This window comes from Cecembia lonarensis LW9, from assembly GCF_000298295.1.
Classification (GTDB): domain Bacteria; phylum Bacteroidota; class Bacteroidia; order Cytophagales; family Cyclobacteriaceae; genus Cecembia; species Cecembia lonarensis.
Genome location: NZ_AMGM01000019.1, coordinates 1 through 21,580, shown reverse-complemented (window position 1 = coordinate 21,580; position 21,580 = coordinate 1). Strand labels below are relative to the sequence as shown.

Annotated in this window: 22 protein-coding genes, 1 tRNA gene and 1 pseudogene; 10 read left to right on the top strand and 14 right to left on the bottom strand. The window is 39.0% G+C overall.

Annotated elements, in window-relative coordinates:
• Nucleotides 1-182: 182 nt before the first annotated feature.
• Together B879_RS08045 and B879_RS08040 are read right to left on the bottom strand one after the other, a co-directional pair.
• The gene (locus tag B879_RS08045) at nucleotides 183-989 is read right to left on the bottom strand and encodes a 3'-5' exonuclease (protein ID WP_009184669.1); all 807 of its coding nucleotides are present in this window, start codon (nucleotides 987-989) and stop codon (nucleotides 183-185) included.
• Complete coding sequence (locus B879_RS08040) at nucleotides 989-2,362, bottom strand: UDP-N-acetylmuramate--L-alanine ligase (RefSeq protein ID WP_009184668.1); 1,374 nt, start codon at nucleotides 2,360-2,362, stop codon at nucleotides 989-991. Before B879_RS08040 ends, B879_RS08045 begins: the two co-directional genes overlap by 1 nt.
• 258 nt (nucleotides 2,363-2,620) lie before the next feature.
• Between B879_RS08040 and dnaB the strand changes: the two are divergent.
• Together dnaB and B879_RS08030 are read left to right on the top strand one after the other, a co-directional pair.
• A pseudogene (gene dnaB, locus B879_RS08035) lies at nucleotides 2,621-4,206 on the top strand (replicative DNA helicase).
• A gap of 28 nt (nucleotides 4,207-4,234) precedes the next feature.
• Nucleotides 4,235-5,233 carry a zinc-binding dehydrogenase gene (locus tag B879_RS08030; protein ID WP_009184665.1) on the top strand — a complete coding sequence of 333 codons (999 nt, stop codon included), beginning with the start codon at nucleotides 4,235-4,237 and terminating at the stop codon, nucleotides 5,231-5,233.
• 24 nt (nucleotides 5,234-5,257) lie between these two features.
• On the opposite strand, the gene B879_RS08025 is transcribed toward B879_RS08030, so the two are convergent.
• The gene (locus tag B879_RS08025; protein WP_009184664.1) at nucleotides 5,258-5,593 is read right to left on the bottom strand and encodes a hypothetical protein; all 336 of its coding nucleotides are present in this window, start codon (nucleotides 5,591-5,593) and stop codon (nucleotides 5,258-5,260) included.
• A 73-nt stretch (nucleotides 5,594-5,666) separates the two neighbouring features.
• Between B879_RS08025 and B879_RS08020 the strand changes: the two genes are divergently transcribed.
• From B879_RS08020 to B879_RS08005, 4 genes are all read left to right on the top strand, one after another.
• A complete protein-coding gene (locus tag B879_RS08020) occupies nucleotides 5,667-6,404 on the top strand; it encodes an electron transfer flavoprotein subunit beta/FixA family protein (protein ID WP_009184663.1) in 738 nt (245 codons plus the stop codon).
• A gap of 35 nt (nucleotides 6,405-6,439) precedes the next feature.
• Nucleotides 6,440-7,408: an electron transfer flavoprotein subunit alpha/FixB family protein gene (locus tag B879_RS08015; protein ID WP_009184662.1), complete on the top strand. Its 969-nt coding sequence runs from the start codon at nucleotides 6,440-6,442 to the stop codon at nucleotides 7,406-7,408.
• 10 nt (nucleotides 7,409-7,418) lie between these two features.
• Entirely contained in the window at nucleotides 7,419-8,024 is a 606-nt protein-coding gene (locus tag B879_RS08010; RefSeq protein ID WP_009184661.1) for a bifunctional nuclease family protein, read from the top strand.
• An 88-nt stretch (nucleotides 8,025-8,112) separates the two neighbouring features.
• Nucleotides 8,113-9,399: a NupC/NupG family nucleoside CNT transporter gene (locus tag B879_RS08005; protein WP_009184660.1), complete on the top strand. Its 1,287-nt coding sequence runs from the start codon at nucleotides 8,113-8,115 to the stop codon at nucleotides 9,397-9,399.
• A gap of 72 nt (nucleotides 9,400-9,471) precedes the next feature.
• On the opposite strand, the gene B879_RS08000 is transcribed toward B879_RS08005, so the two are convergent.
• A complete protein-coding gene (locus B879_RS08000; RefSeq protein WP_009184659.1) occupies nucleotides 9,472-9,909 on the bottom strand; it encodes a peptidylprolyl isomerase in 438 nt (145 codons plus the stop codon).
• A gap of 118 nt (nucleotides 9,910-10,027) precedes the next feature.
• The gene (pckA, locus tag B879_RS07995) at nucleotides 10,028-11,629 is read right to left on the bottom strand and encodes a phosphoenolpyruvate carboxykinase (ATP) (RefSeq protein WP_009184658.1); all 1,602 of its coding nucleotides are present in this window, start codon (nucleotides 11,627-11,629) and stop codon (nucleotides 10,028-10,030) included.
• 379 nt (nucleotides 11,630-12,008) lie between these two features.
• Here pckA and B879_RS07990 point away from each other — a divergent pair, with 379 nt between their 5' ends.
• Nucleotides 12,009-13,511: a peptide MFS transporter gene (locus B879_RS07990; protein WP_238542106.1), complete on the top strand. Its 1,503-nt coding sequence runs from the start codon at nucleotides 12,009-12,011 to the stop codon at nucleotides 13,509-13,511.
• Between the two features lie 22 nt (nucleotides 13,512-13,533).
• Here B879_RS07990 and B879_RS22875 read toward each other — a convergent pair whose 3' ends face one another.
• The 6 genes from B879_RS22875 to B879_RS07965 form a co-directional block, all read right to left on the bottom strand.
• Nucleotides 13,534-13,683: a hypothetical protein gene (locus B879_RS22875; protein ID WP_009184655.1), complete on the bottom strand. Its 150-nt coding sequence runs from the start codon at nucleotides 13,681-13,683 to the stop codon at nucleotides 13,534-13,536.
• 123 nt (nucleotides 13,684-13,806) lie between these two features.
• Nucleotides 13,807-14,004, bottom strand: coding sequence for a hypothetical protein (locus tag B879_RS07985; RefSeq protein ID WP_009184654.1), 198 nt, complete (start codon nucleotides 14,002-14,004; stop codon nucleotides 13,807-13,809).
• A 68-nt stretch (nucleotides 14,005-14,072) separates the two neighbouring features.
• On the bottom strand, nucleotides 14,073-14,558 hold the full coding sequence (locus tag B879_RS07980) for a hypothetical protein (RefSeq protein ID WP_009184653.1): 486 nt from the start codon (nucleotides 14,556-14,558) through the stop codon (nucleotides 14,073-14,075).
• A gap of 85 nt (nucleotides 14,559-14,643) precedes the next feature.
• Entirely contained in the window at nucleotides 14,644-15,000 is a 357-nt protein-coding gene (locus B879_RS07975) for a response regulator (protein WP_009184652.1), read from the bottom strand.
• A gap of 101 nt (nucleotides 15,001-15,101) precedes the next feature.
• On the bottom strand, nucleotides 15,102-15,419 hold the full coding sequence (locus tag B879_RS07970) for an Mpo1-like protein (protein ID WP_009184651.1): 318 nt from the start codon (nucleotides 15,417-15,419) through the stop codon (nucleotides 15,102-15,104).
• Nucleotides 15,420-15,425: 6 nt separating this feature from the next.
• Entirely contained in the window at nucleotides 15,426-16,001 is a 576-nt protein-coding gene (locus tag B879_RS07965) for a DUF4136 domain-containing protein (RefSeq protein ID WP_009184650.1), read from the bottom strand.
• Between the two features lie 156 nt (nucleotides 16,002-16,157).
• Between B879_RS07965 and B879_RS07960 the strand changes: the two genes are divergently transcribed.
• Nucleotides 16,158-17,057 (top strand): DUF3078 domain-containing protein, encoded by a 900-nt coding sequence (locus B879_RS07960; RefSeq protein ID WP_009184649.1) that lies wholly within the window; start codon nucleotides 16,158-16,160, stop codon nucleotides 17,055-17,057.
• 228 nt (nucleotides 17,058-17,285) lie between these two features.
• Here the strand turns inward: B879_RS07960 and B879_RS07955 are convergent, their stop codons facing one another.
• From B879_RS07955 to sucC, 3 genes are all read right to left on the bottom strand, one after another.
• Nucleotides 17,286-18,122, bottom strand: a complete 837-nt coding sequence (locus tag B879_RS07955; RefSeq protein ID WP_009184648.1) for a universal stress protein — start codon at nucleotides 18,120-18,122, stop codon at nucleotides 17,286-17,288.
• A gap of 142 nt (nucleotides 18,123-18,264) precedes the next feature.
• Nucleotides 18,265-18,338 (bottom strand) — tRNA-Arg (locus tag B879_RS07950).
• A 35-nt stretch (nucleotides 18,339-18,373) separates the two neighbouring features.
• Nucleotides 18,374-19,585 (bottom strand): ADP-forming succinate--CoA ligase subunit beta, encoded by a 1,212-nt coding sequence (gene sucC, locus B879_RS07945; protein WP_009184647.1) that lies wholly within the window; start codon nucleotides 19,583-19,585, stop codon nucleotides 18,374-18,376.
• Nucleotides 19,586-19,724: 139 nt separating this feature from the next.
• On the opposite strand from sucC, the gene B879_RS07940 reads away from it, so the two are divergent.
• Entirely contained in the window at nucleotides 19,725-20,399 is a 675-nt protein-coding gene (locus B879_RS07940; protein WP_009184646.1) for an ABC transporter ATP-binding protein, read from the top strand.
• Between the two features lie 123 nt (nucleotides 20,400-20,522).
• Nucleotides 20,523-21,329 carry a DMT family transporter gene (locus B879_RS07935; protein WP_009184645.1) on the top strand — a complete coding sequence of 269 codons (807 nt, stop codon included), beginning with the start codon at nucleotides 20,523-20,525 and terminating at the stop codon, nucleotides 21,327-21,329.
• The last annotated feature ends 251 nt before the right edge of the window (nucleotides 21,330-21,580 follow it).

Genomic DNA, 21,580 nt, shown 5'->3' with positions numbered 1-21,580 from the left:
TAGATCTTCACATTTGTTACCCAAACAAAATTCTGTTTAAGAAACAATCCCTTTGTGATTTAGTGGCTTTTTGGCTAAAAATGCCACGAATGCTCTAAGACACAAAGTTTTACTAAATAAACACCATATAAAATTTGGGCAATGTTGTGAGGCATTTATTTATGAGACATCCTCATTTTTATTTAGTGTTGATTAAAGGCTCTGAGTTTTACCTGAGTAAATTTTCTTTTGGTATCCAAAGGAAAATCCCCCTTCATCATCCAATCGTAGTAAGAAGGTTCTTCTTTAAGTACCTGTTCAATGGTTTTTCCCTTATGTTTGCCAAAGTTAAAGCATTCTTCCCCGCTCTGATTAAATATAAACCTACCCGCAAGATCAACCATTTTTTCGTTTAAGATACTGTGGATTTTCTTCATGTCATTTTCAAATACCCCCAGTTTATTACCAAGCAAATCTTCAGCTTCTTCACCATTATAACGCTCCACCTGTGCTTTGAATACTTCATAAGTAGCTATTGTATCAGCTTCTGCACTATGTGCATTTTCCAGGGTTTTTCCGCAATAAAACTTGTAGGCTGCAGCTAGGTTTCTTTTCTCCATCATGTGGAAAATCTTCTGTGCATCCAGGATATTCCTTTTTTCTATGTCAAAGTCTATACCTGATCTAAGGAATTCTTCCACCAATAAGGGAATGTCAAATTTTAACACATTAAATCCTGCAAGATCTGCACCAGCCAAAAATTGATGTAAATCTTTGGAAAGTGCTTTGAAGGTGGGGGAGTCCTTCACATCTTCATCATAAATCCCATGAATGAGTGAAACTTCCCTTGGGATCGGAATGGTTGGGTTTATTAAAGCTGTTTTTATTTCCTCTTTCCCGTTAGGATGAACTTTTAAAATTGAAACTTCAACAATTCTATCTGTTGAAATATTGGTTCCGGTTGATTCCAGATCAAAAAAAGCTATGGGAGTTTTAAGATTTAAATTCATCAGAGATGTTTTTTATTGATAATTGATTGTAATGTTGTCAAATCCATATCATCATAATTGCCCGAACTCATCAGGAGCAGGTTGCAGTGATGATAATCCTGTTCTTCAAGATATTTTTTTAATTTTTCGATAACTGTAAACAGTTGGAGGTCTTTCCTTTTGAAAGCTGCTCTCAGTGTGGCTTCATCCATCAGCTCCAGTTTTTTCAAAGATACGGCTTTTGGATTTAAATAGATAATCGCTGTATCAGCAGCATCAAAAGAGTTGGCGTAATTATGGATAAAGTCTTTGTTTAAAGAACTGTAGGTATGGAGTTCCTGCACGGCGATAAGCCTTCGTTTGGGATATTGCATTTTAACAGCTTCTACAGTTGCCTTTAATTTGGAAGGCGCATGGGCAAAATCCCTGAATAGAATACTGTCGGAGGCCTTAGCAAGTACTTGTTGTCTTTTGGCAGCTCCTTTGAAGCTTTGTATGCCCTGATAAAATTGTTTTGTCTTTATGCCAAGGCTTTTACAAATCTCCAAAGCACCCTGAAGGTTCTGAAGGTTGTGTTTCCCAAAAACATTAATAGGCAGCTCCCCTTCCTCTGTTAAAAGAAAGGTCTGCCCCTCCTTTATGATGGCAGGGTGTTCTGCATATGGTATTTTTTCGGTTTTATTGACGGGTAATGACTCAGCTATTGTTTTGACATAGGGATCACCTTCAAAGAATATGAAAGTGCCATTTTCAGGAGTCATCTGTGCCAGTTGGGAAAATTGATCTGCATAATTTTTAAAACTGGGGAAAACATTGAAATGGTCCCATGCAATACCGCTCATTAATAATATATCATGGTGGTAATGGAAGAATTTTGGCCTTCTATCAAGCGGAGAAGTCAGGTATTCATCTCCTTCAATAAGAATAAGTTTTGCATCTGAAAGCCCCACCATCAAGTCAAAACCTTCAATTTGTGCGCCAACCAGATAATCAAAATCCATACCTGAGGTTTTTAGCACATGAAGTATCATTGAGGTGATGGTAGTTTTGCCGTGACTTCCTGAGATTACTACCCTCTTTTTATTTTTGCTTTGCTCATAGATGAATTCCGGAAAAGAATAAATAGGGATTTTTAGTTCTTTAGCCCGAATCAGTTCCGGGTTATCAACCTTCGCATGCATGCCCAGAATAATTCCTTCAAGTCCTTGATGTATTTTTTCGGGAAACCAACCTTTTTGTTCAGGGAGAATTCCGGCCTCCTTCAACCTAGACCGTGATGGTTCATATATTTCATCATCTGATCCAGTAACTTCATATCCTTTGGATAAAAGTGCCAATGCGAGGTTATGCATTACTGCTCCTCCAATGGCGATAAAATGGTATTGTTTAGACATAAGAAATCAAGAATTCACCAAAGCAACCTGACAAATCTGCTCAAGGTGTAAGGTTTTTTATTTGACCAACCAAATTAAGGGAATCTTAGCTTTTAGGTCGATGGAAAAACATTTTTCTTTTTAAAAAAATGAGGCAATACTATTTTTTGACCTTCGTTTTTTATTAAATGTTTGAAATTGAGGTCCTAGCGGCTAATGTGGATATCGCGTGTATAAATTGTTCAAAAACATTTGATCAAAGCCCTTACATTTGTTTATATGGCAGATAACAAACCAAGCAATACAGGTAGGAACCTGGGAAGGAAAAAACCGGACCTCAACATAGGTGCAGGAATGGGGAAACTACCTCCCCAAGCAGTAGATTTGGAAGAAGCTGTTTTAGGTGCTTTGATGTTAGAAAAGGATGCCCTGACGACCGTTGTGGATATCTTAAAACCTGAAAGTTTTTATAAAGAGGCCCATAAAGTTATTTATTCCGCCATATTGGATCTTTTTTCTGATTCACAGCCTATAGACCTTTTGACTGTTACCAACCAATTGAGGAAAAAAGGACAGCTTGAGTTGGCAGGTGGAGCATTTTTCATTACTGAATTGACTTCCAAAGTATCTTCTGCGGCCAATATTGAATACCATGCCAGGATTGTTACTGAGCAGGCTATGAAAAGGGAGATGATCAGTATTGCCTCTGAAATCCAGAAGGATGCTTATGAGGATACCACAGATGTTTTTGAGCTTTTGGATAAAATGGAGCAGTCTCTTTTTGAAATTTCGGAAAAAAATATCCGAAAAAATTATGCTGACATGCGCTCTATCATGAAGGAGGCCATTTTGGAGCTGGAGTCCAAAAAAGGGCAAAAGGATGGACTGACCGGTGTTCCAAGTGGATTTACAGCATTGGATAGGGTGACGTCAGGCTGGCAGAAATCTGACCTTGTGATCATTGCTGCCCGTCCGGCGATGGGTAAAACAGCTTTCGTACTTTCTGTTTTAAGAAATGCAGCGGTGGATCACAATAGGCCTGTGGCCATTTTTTCTCTGGAAATGTCCTCTGTACAGCTGGTCAACCGTCTGATATCCTCAGAGGCAGAATTGGATTCTGAAAAAATAAAAAAGGAAACCTGGCAGATTATGAGTGGGAACAATTGGTACATAAAACTGCCAAGCTTTCCAAAGCTCCTTTATTTGTAGATGATACACCCGCACTTTCCATTCTGGAACTTCGTGCCAAGTGCCGTAAGTTAAAAGCGCAGCATGATATACAGATGATTGTGATTGATTACCTCCAATTGATGTCTGGAGACTCCAAATCAGGAGGAGGAGGGAACAGGGAACAGGAGATTGCCAGTATTTCCAGGGCCCTGAAGAAAATAGCAAAAGAACTCAGTATACCTGTGATTGCATTATCCCAGTTGTCAAGGGCTGTGGAAACAAGAGGAGGAGATAAGAGACCTCAATTGTCTGACTTAAGGGAATCAGGCGCCATTGAACAGGATGCTGATATGGTAATGTTCCTTTACAGACCGGAGTATTATGGAATTACTGAGGATGAGGACGGCAATTCTACCATGGGTGTAGGCGAAGTAATTATCGCCAAGCACAGAAATGGTTCTCTTGAAAATGTGAAATTGAGATTTATAGGTAAATATACCAAATTCACTGATTTGGAATTGAATGTGCCTTATAAACCTCAGGATGTGTTGTACGGGAGTAAATTCCCCAGTGGAACAGGCTCGCAGGATTTTGAGTCGGGGAATATGATACGCATGCAAAGTAAAGCCAATGGTGGTGACCTTGATGATCCTTTCCCAGGTGGACCTGGAAGTAATGAGCCTGCCCCATTCTAATTATCTTTAAATTATAAATTAAAAATCATTGAAAGCCATTGTTTTAAATAGAAAGACATCAAGTAAAATAGAGCTTGTTGATATAAACCTGCCTGTACTTGAAAAGAATCAGGTAAATGTTGGAATTAAGGCAGCTGCACTCAATCATAGGGATGAGTGGTGCAGGCAGGGACTTTATCCTAATTTACAGGATGGCGTGGTACTTGGCTCTGACGGGGCAGGTACAGTCATTGAGGCAGGAAGTAAGGATTTAGAGAAATGGATAGATAAAGAAGTGATCATTAATCCTGCCATGTATTGGGGACAGGATGAAAACGTGCAAAGTCATGATTTCCAGATATTGGGTATGCCGAGCCATGGTACCCTGGCGGCATCTGTTCATGTCACAGCGGATAGAATTCATGAAAAACCGTCATTCATGAGTTGGGAAGCTGCTGCTGCCCTACCATTGGCAGGATTGACAGCATATAGGGCATTGATGGTGCAAGGAAGGGTTAAAAAAGGAGAAAAGGTCTTAGTTACCGGTTTTGGTGGAGGTGTCGCCCAATTTGCGGCACAGTTTGCAGTTGCCCAGGAGGCGGAGGTTTATGTTAGCAGCAGCAGTGAGGACAAAATTTCAGCTGCATTGCAACTTGGAATACGTGGTGGATACAAATACAGTGATGAGAAATGGGTAAAACAGGCATTGGAAGAAACTGGAGGTTTTGACCTTATTGTGGACAGTGCTATGGGAGATACCCTCAATAATTTAATCAATGTGGTGAGACCTGGAGGAAGAATTGTTTTTTATGGAGCCACCAAGGGTAATCCCAGCGGGTTTAATGCCAGGAAAGTATTCTGGAACCAGATTAAAATTATGGGATGTACGATGGGAAGTGACCGGGATTTTGAGGCCATGTTGTCTTTTGTTAATTCCCACCAAATAAATCCAGTTGTCGATCAAGTATTTACCTTGGAGGAAGCCGAGAAAGCTTTTGACCGCATGAAAAATGGTCAGCAGTTGGGGAAAATTGTCATTAAGGTCTAAATTGAAAGACTTTTTGCTTTAAATTCAGTCCTCCATATCATTTTCAAAAAGAAAATTTTGGTAGCTGTTTTTCAGTTCCCGCAAAGTATTGTTTTCGTTTTTTTCAAGCGCTAAGGCAATTCCATCTTCATAAGTCTTTTTCGCCAAATCAATTGACCCGTTTTCTGAAAAAAAAGCGGCAGCATGGTAATAGGTAGGAAGGTAACCTTTATGCTCTCCCAGTAGTTTATGATAGAGTATGGATGCTTTATCGGGCTCTGAGTCCTGGAATTCGAGTGCCAAGGCGTACCAATTGAAGGGGTTTTCGGGTTCTTGCTCTGCAAACGATTGTAACATATTTATGCGGGACAATTTGCTCATGAATTCTTTTTTTAATTATGATTCAATTACTAAATTCACGCAATTTAAATATAAATAACTTAAAGATTTATAAATGAAAATACTTGTTTGTATAACGCACGTGCCAGACACGACTTCAAAAATCCAGTTTACAGATAACAATACTAAGTTTGATAAAAACGGTGTACAGTTTATAATCGGGCCATATGATGATTATGCTTTGGCCAGAGCAGTGGAACTCAAAGAACAGTTGGGCGCAACGCTGACAGTAATAAATGTGGGTGAAGCTGAAACGGAACCAACATTAAGAAAAGCTCTTGCCATAGGAGCTGATGATGCCATCCGGGTCAATGCTTTTCCATCTGATTCTCTATTTGTAGCTAAACAAATAGCAGCCATTGCCAAAGAGAATAATTATGATCTGATCATGATGGGCAGGGAGTCGATTGATTTTAATGGTGGGATGGTGCATGGCATGGTTGGAGAGATGCTGGGAATACCATCTGTTTCACCTGTAATGAAACTAGAGATTGAAGGTGATACTGTAAAAATGGCGAGAGAAATTGAAGGAGGCAAGGAACATTTGGAGGCTAAATTGCCTTTGGTAGCAGGTTGTCAGGAGCCAATTGCTGAGTGGAAAATTCCAAACATGCGCGGCATCATGTCAGCCCGAACCAAACCACTGCAAGTAGTAGATCCTGCGGGAGAAGAAATAGCAACGGAAGTCACCACATACCAATTACCTCCAGCAAAAGGTACAGTGAAACTAGTAGATAAAGACAATGTTGAAGAGTTGGTGAAATTATTGAAAAATGAAGCAAAAGTGCTTTAATCTTATCTTGTTAAAATCCTGAAATTAAATAAGTTATGTCAGTATTAGTATATATAGAACACGCGGAAGGTTCCGTTAAAAAAACCAGTTTAGAGGCCGTGTCTTATGGAAAGGCCCTTTCAGAAAAACTTTCAGCTGGAGAGGTTATCGCAGTTGCTTTAGGACGATTGGATTCAGGTGAATTGGCCAATGTGGGACAAGCGGGAGCGGATAAAGTCATTCATGTAGATGATGAAAAGTTGAATGCAGGTGTAATTCAGGCCCACGCAGAAGCTGTGGCAAAAGTATACCAACAGTCAGGATCCAGCACGCTTGTTTTGGCCAAAAGTTCTATGGGAGATGCTGTTGCAGCCAGATTAGCAGTAAAACTTGGTGCGGCTTTAGTGTCAAATGTAGTGGATCTTCCAGATACCAGTAATGGTTATAAAGTGAAAAGAAGCATTTATACAGGAAAAGCTTTTGCAGAAACTTCAGTTAATAAGGAACACAAAATCCTTGCTGTAAAGAAAAATGCTGTGGACCTTAAGATGAATGGTTCTGCTGCTCCGGTAGAAAAAGTGGACTTGGACATTGCCCCTGCTAACTTTGTAACGGAAATTACATCTACAGATAAAGCTACAGGAGAGGTATTGCTTCCAGAAGCAGATATAGTGGTTTCAGGTGGTCGTGGAATGAAAGGCCCTGAAAATTGGAATTTGATTGAAGATCTTGCCAAAGAACTTGGCGCTGGAACTGGTTGTTCTAAACCAGTATCAGATATCGGTTGGAGACCTCACCACGAACACGTAGGGCAAACAGGAGTAAAAGTTGCGCCTTCTTTGTATGTAGCTGTTGGAATTTCGGGAGCTATTCAACATCTTGCGGGTGTAAATTCTTCAAAATGCATTGTTGTTATCAATAAAGATGCAGAGGCGCCATTTTTCAAGGCCGCTGATTACGGTATTGTTGGTGACGCTTTTGAAGTATTACCAAAATTAACCGAAGCTGTTAAAGCATTAAAATAAAAATTAACCTGTGGATCAAACTGTTGAGTTAGAAATTCTAGGATTGTCTTCCAATCATTCACAATCAGGGTCGTTTACCTTGGTAATGGGTGAGGTAGGTAGCAATAGAAGGCTACCCATTGTCATCGGTATGTTTGAAGCACAGGCCATTGCCATAGAAATAGAAAAGATAGTTCCTAACAGGCCGATGACGCATGATCTGTTCAAGTCTTTTGCATCAAGCTTCAATTATTCGATAGATCACATTTTGATATCTGACATGAGGGAAGGCGTATATTATGCCAATATCATTTGCAAGTCCGGAGGAAAGAAAGTTGAAATCGATGCTAGACCTTCTGATGCAATTGCAATTGCGGTGAGATTTGATGCGCCTATTTTCTGTGCAGCGAAGGTTATGGAAGATTTTGCTTCGGAATACATTGAAGAGGATGAAAGGAAAGAATATGAAAAACCGGCCCCAAGCAAGCGGCCTGCAGCGAGTAGTTCTTCCAAATCGACGGATACCTTAAAAGACTATAGTCTTGATAAATTGAATCAATTACTGGAAAAGGCCATCAATAATGAAGATTATGAAAAAGCCGCCAGGATAAGGGATGAAATCAACAGGAGAAATTGAAAAAAGCCTGGTATTTAGCCAGGCTTTTTTTGTTGTAATTGAGTTGCCCCACTAAAATTAGCATAATTTAAGACTACACGCATTCTAAATGGATTATTTCAGAGGTTTAATAGGAATCATAGTACTTCTGGCTTTTGCATTGATTTTTTCAGCCAATAAAAGAGCAGTCGATTGGAGATTAGTAGGTATTGGCGTGATACTACAGGCCTTATTTGGAATTTTGATCACCAAAGTAGATTTTGTTGCCGATATATTTGCTACGGTCAGCAGGGCATTTGTGAAACTTTTAAGTTTTTCCGAGGATGGAGCGATGTTCATTTTTGGCGATTTAGCAACAGATACCTTTGGGTTCATTTTTGCGTTTAAGGTCCTACCTACGATTATATTCTTCTCTACAGTATCTGCCGGATTGTATTATTTGGGCGTTCTCCAGAAAATAGTATTTGGAATAGCTTGGATTATGTCTAGGACTATGCGTTTGTCTGGGCCGGAAAGTCTTTCGGCAGCAGGTAATATCTTCCTTGGACAAACGGAAGCTCCACTTCTAGTAAGGCCTTTTATACCTACCATGTCCAGGTCAGAATTGATGTGTTTGATGACAGGTGGCATGGCAACCATAGCAGGAGGAGTCTTGGCAGGATATGTGGCATTTTTAGGAGGGGACAGTTTGGAGGAACAGAGTAGGTTTGCCGCTTATCTTTTGGGCGCTAGCATCATGAATGCTCCGGCAGCGATCGTCATGTCGAAGATTATGATCCCCGAGCAGGACAAGGAAATCATCAATGACAAGTTGGAAGTTAATGAAGAAAATATGGGTGTAAACCTAATTGATGCCATGTCGATTGGAGCATCAGAAGGCTTGAAGTTGGCGCTCAATGTGGGAGGTATGTTATTGGCTTTCATTGCAGTAATTGCAGCCTTGAACTTTATTCTTTCAGGGCTAATAGGTGAATATACAGGTTTGAATGCCTGGGTATTGTCCAGTACGGGAGGTCAATTTTCAGGCTTTTCATTAGAGTATATTTTGGGACAGGTTTTCAGGGTATTTGCTTGGGTGATAGGCGTTGAATGGAGTGAGACACTGCAAGTGGGTTCTCTTCTTGGACAAAAAACCGTAATCAATGAGTTTGTGGCTTATTTGAGTCTGGCAGATATGAAAACTGCCGAAACTCTTTCTTCCAAATCTATTGTTATTGCAACTTATGCACTTTGTGGATTCTCTAATTTCAGTTCTATCGCCATTCAGGTAGGAGGCATTGGAAGCATTGCTCCCAATCAGCAGGGTAATTTATCCAAACTGGGCATGAGGGCCTTATTGGCAGCAACTTTGGCATGTTTGATGACAGCAACCATTGCAGGTGCCTTAGTGGGATAATAAATAAAATTTTATAAAAAAAGCCCATGAATTGAATCTCAATCATGGGCTTTTTTAGTTTTAATCAGGTAATTATTCCTCTATTACTGTGATTTTATCAATCTTATCACCTTGTTTGATCTGGTCAATAATGTCCAGGCCTTCTATTACTTTTCCGAAGCATGTATGTCTTCTGTCTAGGTGTTGGGTGTTGTCTCTGTTATGGCAAATGAAAAACTGAGATCCACCGGTATTTCGGCCAGCATGTGCCATGGACAGCACTCCTTTTTCGTGATATTGATTGTCTCCATCTAATTCACAATCAATTTTGTAACCAGGTCCACCAGTACCATTTCCTATGGGACAGCCTCCCTGAATCACAAAGTTAGGAATGACCCGGTGAAAAGTTAGCCCGTCGTAAAATCCTTTTTGAGCTAATGAAATGAAGTTTTCAACAGTTTTTGGAGCATCTTTTTCATAAAATTCAACTTTCATGATGCCCTTTGGGGTATGTATTTCTGCAGTTTTCATAAGAATAATTTTGATCAAAATTAATAAATACTCGCTTATCCTTCCAAGGATAGTAATGAAAAAGGAGTGCCAAGCACTCCTTTTAATTTGGGTTTATTTTTCCTCTAAAGGGATCAGGTTACCACTTTGGTGCTCCGGCAAGGATATCCTCTGTGGCAAATTCTTTATATTTTTCAAAGTTTTCAATAAAGGCAGCTCCCAGTTCTCTCGCTTTTTTATCATAAGCCTCTTTATCCTCCCATGTAGCTCTTGGACTTAATACTTCATCCGGTACATTTGGACAATTTTCAGGAATCTGCACACCAAAAACGCTGTGGGTTCTGTAATTTACATGATCCAATCTGCCCTCCAGTGCTGCAGTAATCATAGCCCTGGTATATTTAAGTTTCATCCTGCTGCCTACGCCATAAGGACCTCCTGTCCAGCCTGTATTGACCAACCAAACATTGACTTGGTGTCTTTCCATTTTTTCACCAAATAACTTGGCGTATAGGGTAGGATGGAGGGGTAAGAATGCAGCACCAAAACATGCAGAAAAGGTTGTTTTGGGTTCTGTTACGCCCACTTCGGTACCTGCAACTTTTGCCGTGTAGCCAGAAATAAAGTGGTACATCGCCTGACTTTTATTCAGTTTCGAAATGGGAGGGATAACGCCAAAAGCATCCGCTGTAAGGAAAAAAATGTGTTTAGGAATACCTGCCTTGGATGGAACCTGAGCATTTTTAATGTGATGGATTGGATAAGAGGTACGGGTGTTTTCGGTCACCTCTTTGTTGCTATAGTCAACTGTTCTACTGCCAGGAACAAATCTGGTATTTTCGACAATGGCACCAAAATTAATGGCATCCCATATTTCAGGCTCCTTTTCCCTACTCAAGTCTATTACTTTTGCATAGCAGCCACCCTCAAAATTGAACACTGAATCTTCGTTCCATCCGTGTTCATCGTCACCAATAAGTGCCCTATTGGGATCTGCAGATAAAGTGGTTTTCCCTGTTCCCGATAATCCAAAGAAAACCGCAGTGTCTCCATTTGCTCCAACATTGGCAGAGCAGTGCATGGATAGTACCTTGTGCTGATAAGGTAAGAGGTAATTTAAAACAGAAAAAATACCTTTTTTCATCTCACCTGCATAAGCTGTTCCACCGATAAGCAAGATCCTTTTGCTCAGGTTTATGATGGCAAAATTGGACTGCCGTGTACCATCTGTAGCAGGATCGGCCTCAAACTCAGGAGCGCAAATTATGGTAAAATCTGCTGTAAAGTTTTCCAAGTCCTCAGGGGTGGGACGAAGAAACATGTTGTAACAAAAAAGATTATGCCAAGCTAATGTATTAACTATTTTGAGATTCAGGCGGTATTGAGAATCAGCACCGGCAAATGCTTCTCTCACGTAGAGATTTTTATCCTTCAGAAAAGCCATCATTTTTGAATGTAAATGATCGAACTTTTCTTCATCAAAAGGAATGTTGATGTCTCCCCACCAAATGGTATCAGTGGTCATGTCATCTTTTACTATGAATCGATCTTTTGGAGACCGGCCAGTGAATGCTCCAGTATCTGCCATTAGGGCACCGGTATCCGTAAGTTGTCCTTCTTTGGAAAGAATGGCTTGTTCTACCAGTTCCGCAGGGCTGAGGTTCCAAAAAATAGTGCCTTTAGTACTAATTCCTAAATCAGATAAATGCTTTTTTTCTGATTTTACTTCCAGTGCTAACATAAGAATGAAGTTTCTATTTGGTTTTAAATTACCGATTCAAATATAGGGATTTAAAAAAAGTAAAAACAATAAAAAAATGCCTTTTTTTACGTTTTCAATCGATTACGAAAATAAAATTTGGCATATAAAGGATAGGGTAAATCCGTGCTTAAAGTGGGCGTAAAACCTGAAATTGAATAACTTAAGATTTGATATTTAAATTGTTTGATTGATAGCATGATAAGAGAATTTTAGAAAATTCTCTTATCATTGCATTCCTTTGTTATTTCAGAAATATTAACTTAAAAGAATTTTGAATAATCAACAGAAAACACCTGATAGTCTCTCAGGGACAGATTTATTTCCTGGACCTACCTTATTTGGGCACCCCAAAGGCCTGATGACCCTGTTCTTTACCGAAATGTGGGAAAGGTTCAGCTATTATGGCATGCGTGCACTTCTAATTCTTTTCATGACGACCGCTATTGTAGATGGTGGTTTAGGATTTGATGACAAGACATCAGGTGCGATTTATGGGCTTTACACAATGGGTGTTTATCTTTTTGCTTTACCCGGTGGTTGGTTTGCTGACCGGTTGTTTGGGCTCAAGAAATCTGTTTGGTACGGTGGAATCATCATCGCCATAGGCCACTTCACAATGGCTTTACCAGGCTTAGCGAATCTTCTTGCTGTTGGTTCAACTTCTCCAAGCGTACAATTATCCACTTTAGATACCAATTCATTTTTTCTGGGACTCATCCTTATTGTTATCGGAACAGGCTTGCTTAAGCCCAATATCAGTTCTATAGTCGGCCAGCTCTATCCGGTAGGAAGCTCTAAAAGGGATGCAGGCTTTTCAATATTTTATATGGGTATCAACATAGGGGCATTGATTGCTCCTATTGCCTGTAGTACTTTGGCTACTTTTGATTGGCATTTGGGATTTGGTCTTGCCGGTTTAGGAATGGTCTTTGGTCTAATTCAGTACCGGCTAACCGGTAGCAGTTTGGAAGGATATGGGGAAGAAGTTTCATTGGTCACAGAAGACGAGATCAGGGAACGTGAAAAAATCAAAAAGATTTTAATAGGAATTGGAACAATGAGTTTACTTTTCCTAGCTGTATTGTTTTTGGGATATGTTCCTATTAATGTTTCTGCCATAGCAGGAGCTTCTGGGACTATCATTGCCGTAGTGGCTTTCGTCTACTTGGGATATGTGATTTTATTTGGTGGATTGAATGAAGATGAAAGGAGAAAGGTAGGAGTAATCGCCATTCTCTTTATTTTCTCGGCTTTGTTTTGGTCTGGCTTCGAACAAGCTGGGTCTACACTTAATCTATTTGCTGAAAGGTTTACAGACAGGAGCTTTTTAGGCTGGGAAATACCTGCCGGGTATTTTCAATCCATCAATTCTATGTTTATCATTATTTTTGCGCCATTTTTTGGGGCTCTATGGGTATGGCTTGGCCGTCAGCAGTTAGAGCCCAGTTCACCACTTAAATTTGCCATGGGCCTGCTTCTTTTGGGTATAGGCTTTTTAGTGATGTATTTTGCTGCTAAAATTGCGGCATCGGGGGATTTGGCTGCCCCAACTTGGTTAATCTTTACGTATATGTTGCATACATTTGGTGAGTTGAGCCTCAGCCCTGTTGGATTGAGCTTGGTCACTAAGTTGGCACCTGCTAAATATGGAGGACAAATGATGGGAATTTGGTTCCTTTCTGTTTCCTTAGGTAATTTGTTTGCCGGATTGATTGCCGGGGAAGCCAGCGGTGGAACGGAAGAGGCTTTAGCCCGAATGCCGGATCAGTATATGTTGATTGTTTATACTGCTGTGGGTGCCGGGGTGATATTGCTGCTATTAAGCAAGCCTATTAAAAAACTGATGGGTAATGTCCATTAAAAAAGGTCCTTTCGGACCTTTTTTATTTGTCTTCAGATTCTTTTGGTGCTGAGGTGTTTTTGAAATCCATTGCAGATAAACCTGCACCTAAACCGGCTAGAATACAAACGATCAGGAGGAACAATTGTGCACCTGATGCTATGGGAGAACTGAATATCTCTAGTAAAGTCATATGATTGAAATTATAGGTTCTACTTAATTTTCACGCAATATAGGACAGAAGAGTTTTGCTACAAAATGGGAAAACAAAAAAAGCAGGTTAATCCATGATGCACCTGCTTTCCATCCTTAAGAATCAATCAAGATCGTCATCGAAGTCATCATCATCCTCGAAGTCGTCATCTAAATCATCGTCTTCAAAGTCGATGAAGCTATCATCCATCAATTCACTTTCTTCGTCGATGTCATATACTTCATCCTGAAACTCTTCAGCGAATTCATCCTCTTCTTCTAAATCGTCGAATTCATCGAAATCATCGTCAAAATCCTCCATAGCGTACTGTTAAGTTAATGGTGCAATATTAAATTGGATTGTATTGCTAAGTACGATAAAATCAGGATTTATACAAATACCTGATGTGGGATATTTTTTTCTTTGCTGATGATTAATTCGCTATCATGCTTATTCAACCATTCATGCTCAAGCATTGAGACCCAAGTCTCTAGGTAAAGAATAACATCTTCTTTGACATTTTTCTTTAAATGGTGCCTTCTAGCTAAGGGTATATTTGCCAATATTTTCTGATCTGAAAGTCTCTCAAGATGTTTTAATTCATCAATAGTCAATCCCGATTCTATCATTTTTGAAATCATCAAATCCATGGGATATCCACTTGTAGGACAATAATCAATAAGTTGGTCATTCCAATCACCTGATTTTTCCAAGGCATATTGATGGATTTCTCCTTTGGTCAACTGTGTAAGCTCCTGCGCTAAATTACCACAGTTACAAGCTCCCATATGCCCCCATTGATAAGGGGCATTATGTTTGAGTTTATGGATTGTTCTTCTAAAAGCAGCTATCAGGTTTGCAGATACTCTTGCCATAATATCAATGTTTTATTTTAACATTTAACAGTTTGTATAGCGCTGGTGTTTTGAAAGAAATATTAAAAGTTAAAAAAAAAGACCATCAGTTGAAGATGGTCTTGATATACTTTTTTACCAAAGGTTTCGATAAATACTGCTTGACAAGACTATAATTACTGGCTTTGTCTATGTCCCTTTCATCTACTGAACTGCTGAGGATATAGACTTCAGGATTGCCTTGAGTAGGATGGTATTCCTCAAGAAAGTCCCAGCCTGTCATTTCCGGCATATTGAGGTCCAAAAACAAGTAGTTTGGGTCTATTCTAGGAATTTCCTTTAAAGCATTGATGGCGTTGTCGTATTTAAAAATCTCATAAGGCACCTTTATGTTTTTTGAAATCAATTTTTCAGTAACAAAGGTACTTATCGGATCATCATCTATTAAAACTATCCTTACCATTATACAGCTTGGTGATTAATTATTTTGGCTTAAATCTTAACAAAGATAAGAACAAATTCATTAATTGCAACATTTCAAACCATAAATTTTGTATTTTACACTTACTTTTTTGGAGAAAAGCGTTCTTTGCCAATCAGTAAATGGAAAAACATTACAAAATCAGAGGCCAAACTGTAAAATGGGTATTTAAATGTTGCCGGCTTATTTTTTTCATAAAAGAAATGGCCTACCCAAGCAAAGCCATACCCCACGACAGGTATCAATAAGAGTAGCCAAAAATTACCATAGAATATTGCTGTGCCAAGTATTAAGAACAAAAGACCTGTTCCAATGAAATGTAATTTTCTACATGTTGGATCCTGATGTTCTGATAGGTAGTAAGGATAGAATTCTTTTAAACTTTTATATTTTGTTTCCATAGGTGTTTAACGTTTAAAGCTCTGAATATGTGTTATATAGGTTTCTGCTACTTTTTCTACTGACTTTCTGACTTTTCTTTTTTTATCTTTTGGGTTGTGGATTTCCGAAACAGCAGTGATTTGCATAAGCATCTTATCGTTTTTGGTATCTATAAAATCCACTATAAGTTGCATAAGTTCATAATTTTTGGTGGAATACATGCCCCGGTTATTATTAAACCTTGGGTCAAAAAAGAAAGGATCCCATACCCTCCATCCCCACATCGGATACATATTGTTCATTACTTCCCTTTCTCTTAAGTCCTCATTGGATGAATACCGGATAATAAGATCAGGGTTATCTCTTTCATAAACCAAACCTTGATCTATGAAAAGCTGGTAAAGTCCATCTGATACCAATGCGTCAATTAAATCATCATTGAAGCCCTTAAAACCCACCTCCCGGTTTAATATAACAAAACTACCATATTCCTTGTAGGGCTTGATTTCTATTTTTTCTTTGAAGATCTCAATGGAACTACAGGATGAAAATAGAATGAATAAACCGAAGCTAAGCAATATTTTTCTTATAAATGGATGCATTGGGTAATGGATTAATATTTCAAAATTATTAACGTAATACTAATGAAAAAATGTTTTTGATAACTTCAGATTATCTACTTTAAAGTTTTACATTTTGATGTTATTTCAGAATTATCATATAATTTAGCGTGATTTTACATTTAAAATAATATTTATATGAAAAAAATGTTTATTCTTTATTTGTTTTGTGTGCCTTTTTTAACTTTAGCTCAAGAAGCAGAAGTGGGTTTGATCGATACCCTGCAATCTTCAAAAAAAGACACTACTTATTGGAATTCCGGATTATCCATAGGTTTAAATTTTAATCAAGCTTCTTTTTCGGGAAACTGGAAGGCTGGAGGCGTCAACTCCATTGCTCTTGGTTCCATAATTAACGGAAAGGCAAATTATGCCAAAGGCAAATGGTCTTGGGACAATCAGTTGGAATTGATTTATGGTTTGGTCAAAAATGAAGGACAGGATTTCCGAAAATCAAATGACAGGATCTTTTTTGACTCCAAGTTAGGTAGGCAAATCTCCAGTAAATGGGGCTATTTTGCATCATTGAACTTCATTACCCAATTTGCACAGGGCTTTGATTTTTCTCAGGACGAACCTGTTTTGATATCAAATTTTTTCGCACCTGCCTTCATCACTACAGGATTTGGTATGGAATATAAGCCAAATGATGAATTTGCTTTGAGGTTTGCACCATTCTCACCTAGATTTACTTTTGTTACAGATCGGAGTATCATCAATAATGTACCGGAAAATTATGGAGTTCCGGCTGGTCAGACCCTTCGTCAGGAATGGTTGGCCTTTCAAATATTCATGACCTACAACAAAACCTTTAATGATAATTTCACCATCAACTCCAGGTATCAAATGTTTTCCAATTTGGAAACACTGGCTTTCAGAACCATTGACCACCGACTTGATGTCACCTTGATTGCCAAAATCACCAAATTTGTAGATGTAACCTTTACCAGTATCAATGTGTATGATATAGATATGACCTCAGGTATTCAATTTAGCCAAGGCTTAGCTTTAGGTATTTTGTATAAAGTAGGTAATTAAAAGAAGGTGATTTTCTAGGTTTTTTTTAAATAATTTTGAAATTTACATTTATGTATTATTTTTGTTTCAATTGTGGTAGTTAAATAATAGTTGGTTTAGTTTTCATATAAAGGGCAGGGGACTTTCTCCTGCTTTTTTATTTAATGCATTTCTTTTGGTCTTATCCTTTTTTATGCAAAAAAAAGCAGCCAAAAGGGCTGCTTTCCATGAAACTGGGCGAAATACAATTTATTTCTTCGGTTTCCTAATACTGATAACCGGTAACTCTGTCATAGCAATCAGATTTTCGGTAATACTTGGAGAGAAATATTGCATCAGGTCAGATTTACCGGAAGTGATTACTGCAATACCGTCAGCATCTATTTTTTCTGCAAACTGTATGATGCCCCGTTCTTCTTTAAAAGCATTGATAATCTCAATATCGTAGGTATAATTTCCAAATTCTTCCAAGTAGGAATTGCCTATGTTGATAATGTCATTTGTTTCCATGAAATAAGTCGGGGTATTGACAAACAATACCTTAAGCTTTGCCCCTAAGGTTTCAGCAATTGCCTCTGCAGCTTTAAAGGATTCACCTGTTTCCTCCCTAAAATTGGTTGCAAATACCAATGTGTCTAATTTATGTTTGGGGTTGTTTTCCTTTACAACAAATACTGGAACAGAAGACCTTCTAAGCATACCGTACGTATTGCTTCCTAAAATATGCTCTCTGAATCCATATGTACCGTGGGAACCCATCACGACCAGGTCAATGTGTTCGGATTCTACATACTTATGGATTTTTTCATTCCCATCATTAAATACGAGGATCTTTCTGGCAGTCAATCCCTTTTCCTCAGCCTGATGGATCAAATCTTTTAATTTTTCCTTAGCGCTTGCAATGGAGGCCTTTGTTTCTGGAAATAAGTTTTCCTGGTCCTTAGTAAGTTTTGTCCAATCGACCGGTGTGATAACAATGTGCAGAAAAATGATTTCTGCTTGCATCTTTTCAGCCAATTGTAATCCGTAGTTTTCCGCCGCATTGGCACAAGTGGAAAAATCTGTGGGGATCAGTATCTTTTTCATGACTACTTGGGTTTGGTTTTATGATTTGCATAAAGTTAGGTTTGTTTGAAAAACTATTTGCTATCCCTAATCATTGAAAAATATGATAAAAATCATATTAAACCCAAAAACAAAAAGCCCTTTGCTATGCAAAAGGCTTATGTGCACCCGGAAGGATTCGAACCCTCAACCCTCGGAGCCGAAATCCGATATTCTATCCAGTTGAACTACAGGTGCTGTTGAGGCGATTCTAACTGAACCGCCAAATATCATTAGGCAATCGCTGCCCTTACTTTTTGTGCCGCTTCTTTCAGGGTGATGGCTGAAGATACTTTTAGTCCAGACTCGTCAATTATTCTGGCTCCTTCCTCTGCATTGGTTCCCTGAAGTCTTACGATAATCGGTACTGGAATGTCTCCAATAGACTTGTAAGCTTCCACTACGCCGTTGGCAATTCGATCACATCTTACAATCCCACCAAAAACATTGATCAAGATGGCTTTAACATTGGGATCCTGTAGAATAATCCTAAAACCGGCCTCTACAGTAGTGGCATTGGCACCACCTCCTACATCAAGGAAGTTAGCAGGCTCACCGCCAGAAAGCTTAATCATGTCCATAGTAGCCATTGCCAAACCAGCTCCATTTACCATACATCCCACATTTCCGTCAAGTTTTACGTAGTTCAACCCTGATTTACCCGCCTCAACTTCCAAAGGATCTTCCTCAGCCAAATCTCGTAATTCAGCCAAGTTTTTATGTCTGAATAGGGAATTGTCATCCAGGTTCACCTTGGCATCTACTGCAAGGATTTTATCATCAGAAGTTTTTAAAACTGGGTTGATTTCAAATTGAGAAGCATCGGACCCAATGTAAGCACTATAAAGAGAAGTAATGAATTTAACCATCTCTTTGAAGGCATTGCCTTCTAATCCCAATTTGAAGGCTACTTTTCGGGCTTGGAAGCCTTGAAGTCCTACCTTAGGATCCACCCATTCCTTAATGATTTTTTCGGGGTGCTTTTCCGCAACTTCTTCTATGTCCATTCCACCCTCAGTAGAGGCCATGATAACATTGCAGCCTTTTGCCCTGTCCAACAAAATGGAGAGATAATATTCTTTGGGTTCTGATGCACCAGGATAGTACACGTCTTCAGCTACCAAAATTTTGTTCACTTTTTTACCTTCGGCACCTGTCTGAATGGTCACTAAAGTTCCTCCAAGGATATTTTTTGCCTTTTCAGAAACATCTTCAAGCTTTTTTGCCAAAACAACACCATTGGAATCGGTTTCTTTGACTTTCCCTTTTCCTCTACCTCCCGCATGGATCTGTGCTTTGATCACATACCAAGAAGTTCCTGTTTCTGCATTCAGTTTTTTGGCTGCTTCCAGTGCTCCTTCCGGGGTATCAGCAACGATACCTTCCTGAATTCTAACACCATAGCCTTTCAAAAGTTCTTTCGCTTGATATTCGTGTATGTTCATCCTTGTGAAATTTTTGCCCGAAGTTAAGCGCTACTGTTTGATTTTTCAAGTCAAGCATTCCTCTTTTTAGGAAATAAGTAGCATTTTTGAACCTTATTACTTAGACGGCAATTATCTTACCATATAATTTGACTGGCAAATGCTGAAGGCAAAAGGAATTCAAAAATACTATGGAGACCTACATGTACTTAAAGGTGTAGATGTGGAAATATTTGACACTGAAGTGGTTTCTATTGTGGGTGCTTCGGGTGCTGGGAAAAGTACCTTGCTGCATATTTTGGGAACTTTAGACCAAGCAGACCAAGGTGATGTTTGGATAGGAGATACCCTTGTCACTAAATTAAAAGGAGATAAAATGGCTGATTTTAGGAATAGTCAGATCGGATTTATTTTTCAATTTCATAACCTTCTCCCTGAATTTACAGCCGAAGAAAACATCCTTATTCCAGGCTTAATAGCCCAAAGACCTGAACAAGAACTTAGAAAAAGAGCTTCTGAACTGGCGAAGCTTTTAGGTTTCTCAGGAAGGTTATCCCATAAACCTTCTGAACTTTCCGGAGGGGAACAGCAAAGGGTAGCTGTTGCTAGGGCCTTGATCAATGATCCCAAAATTGTATTTGCAGATGAGCCCAGTGGCAACCTGGACTCTCAAAATGCTGAAGCGCTACACAAGCTTTTCTTTACTTTAAGGGATAATTTTGGGCAGACCTTTGTGATCGTCACCCATAATCAAGGGTTGGCTAAAATGGCGGACAGAACCCTGACCATGCAGGACGGAAAAATCTTATCTCTGGAAAAAAATATTAAACTTTAATTTGTATTTAAAAGATAACATATAGAGTTCCAATCTTTGGATTTCCTTTTAGGTTGGATTTTCTATTTACCATTAACTTCTCCGGTAAAAGACAATATTTTGGGAAATAAAAGTATACAACACATGATCACGGCAGGGTTACTCTTTTCCCTGATGAATGTTTCCGTGAAACTGGTTGCACATATCCCCGCCATTGAAATCATTCTCTTTCGTTCAGTCTTCAGTTTGGTTTTTACTTATTTTTTGTTGAAAAGGGCAAAGGTGCCAGTTTTAGGTAGCAATAGGCTCCTCCTGGTATTAAGAGGTATAGTAGGCTCCATCGGCCTTATTGCATTTTTTTACAATCTCCAGTCTATCCCCTTGGCTTCGGCGGTGACCATCAATTACCTAGCGCCTGTATTTACAACCATTCTAGGTATTTTTATTGTTAAAGAGCGGGTCAGGCCCATACAGTTTTTATACTTCGGCATATCTTTCGTGGGAGTAGTTATCATAGAGGGTTTTGATCCAAGAATCTCTTTTTTTGATCTCGGGGTGGGGTTAATAGCGGCATTGGCCATGGGTTTTGCTTATAATCTGATTCGGAAAATCAGCAATAGAGAACATCCTTTGGTAATCATGTTCTATTTTCCATTGATAACGGTGCCAATTGCGAGTATTTGGTCCAGTTTTGTATGGGTGATGCCAATTGGATGGGACTGGCTTATCCTTCTGGCTGTTGGATTACTTACTCAGTTTGCCCAATATTTTATGACCATGGCTTATCAGAATGCACAGCTTTCTAAAGTAGCCAGCCTGAGTTACCTGGGTATTGTATATGCTTTAGGCTTTGGATATTTTATTTTTGATGAAACCTTTACTTTGTTGGCATTTTCCGGCATGTTCCTGGTGTTGGCAGGTGTGTTGTTAAATGTCACCTCCAAAAAGTAAAAAATCCGCTCCTGCTTTTCTTTTCAAAAAAATGAAAAATAATTAATCAGTCATTAGAAAAGAAATCAAGGCTGCAGGAGCGGGGTGGTTTTATCTATTAGGGTTGCCTGTGTTTTGGGGTTTTCCTTTTTGCTGAATTCGGATCATCAATTGACCTCTTGAAAGGTCATGGATTTTGGCTTTGACGATATTGTAAATTTCCACATTGTAATCCGGATTAATCAGAATCACGCCATCAACCAATTCTGCCT

What these genes read in the sequence shown, in the direction of transcription:
- B879_RS08025 (WP_009184664.1), bottom strand. Translation starts at nt 5,593, where the DNA reads ATGAGCAAATTGTCCCGCATAAATATGTTACAATCGTTTGCAGAGCAA.
- sucC (WP_009184647.1), bottom strand. Translation starts at nt 19,585, where the DNA reads ATGAACATACACGAATATCAAGCGAAAGAACTTTTGAAAGGCTATGGT.
- B879_RS07965 (WP_009184650.1), bottom strand. Translation starts at nt 16,001, where the DNA reads ATGCATCCATTTATAAGAAAAATATTGCTTAGCTTCGGTTTATTCATT.
- B879_RS08045 (WP_009184669.1), bottom strand. Translation starts at nt 989, where the DNA reads ATGAATTTAAATCTTAAAACTCCCATAGCTTTTTTTGATCTGGAATCA.
- pckA (WP_009184658.1), bottom strand. Translation starts at nt 11,629, where the DNA reads ATGTTAGCACTGGAAGTAAAATCAGAAAAAAAGCATTTATCTGATTTA.
- B879_RS08000 (WP_009184659.1), bottom strand. Translation starts at nt 9,909, where the DNA reads ATGAAAACTGCAGAAATACATACCCCAAAGGGCATCATGAAAGTTGAA.
- B879_RS07975 (WP_009184652.1), bottom strand. Translation starts at nt 15,000, where the DNA reads ATGGTAAGGATAGTTTTAATAGATGATGATCCGATAAGTACCTTTGTT.
- B879_RS07955 (WP_009184648.1), bottom strand. Translation starts at nt 18,122, where the DNA reads ATGAAAAAGATACTGATCCCCACAGATTTTTCCACTTGTGCCAATGCG.
- B879_RS08015 (WP_009184662.1), top strand. Translation starts at nt 6,440, where the DNA reads ATGTCAGTATTAGTATATATAGAACACGCGGAAGGTTCCGTTAAAAAA.
- B879_RS07980 (WP_009184653.1), bottom strand. Translation starts at nt 14,558, where the DNA reads ATGGCAAGAGTATCTGCAAACCTGATAGCTGCTTTTAGAAGAACAATC.
- B879_RS07990 (WP_238542106.1), top strand. Translation starts at nt 12,009, where the DNA reads ATGACCCTGTTCTTTACCGAAATGTGGGAAAGGTTCAGCTATTATGGC.
- B879_RS07970 (WP_009184651.1), bottom strand. Translation starts at nt 15,419, where the DNA reads ATGGAAACAAAATATAAAAGTTTAAAAGAATTCTATCCTTACTACCTA.
- B879_RS22875 (WP_009184655.1), bottom strand. Translation starts at nt 13,683, where the DNA reads ATGACTTTACTAGAGATATTCAGTTCTCCCATAGCATCAGGTGCACAA.
- B879_RS07960 (WP_009184649.1), top strand. Translation starts at nt 16,158, where the DNA reads ATGAAAAAAATGTTTATTCTTTATTTGTTTTGTGTGCCTTTTTTAACT.
- B879_RS07935 (WP_009184645.1), top strand. Translation starts at nt 20,523, where the DNA reads ATGATCACGGCAGGGTTACTCTTTTCCCTGATGAATGTTTCCGTGAAA.
- B879_RS07940 (WP_009184646.1), top strand. Translation starts at nt 19,725, where the DNA reads ATGCTGAAGGCAAAAGGAATTCAAAAATACTATGGAGACCTACATGTA.
- B879_RS08020 (WP_009184663.1), top strand. Translation starts at nt 5,667, where the DNA reads ATGAAAATACTTGTTTGTATAACGCACGTGCCAGACACGACTTCAAAA.
- B879_RS07985 (WP_009184654.1), bottom strand. Translation starts at nt 14,004, where the DNA reads ATGGAGGATTTTGACGATGATTTCGATGAATTCGACGATTTAGAAGAA.
- B879_RS08005 (WP_009184660.1), top strand. Translation starts at nt 8,113, where the DNA reads ATGGATTATTTCAGAGGTTTAATAGGAATCATAGTACTTCTGGCTTTT.
- B879_RS08040 (WP_009184668.1), bottom strand. Translation starts at nt 2,362, where the DNA reads ATGTCTAAACAATACCATTTTATCGCCATTGGAGGAGCAGTAATGCAT.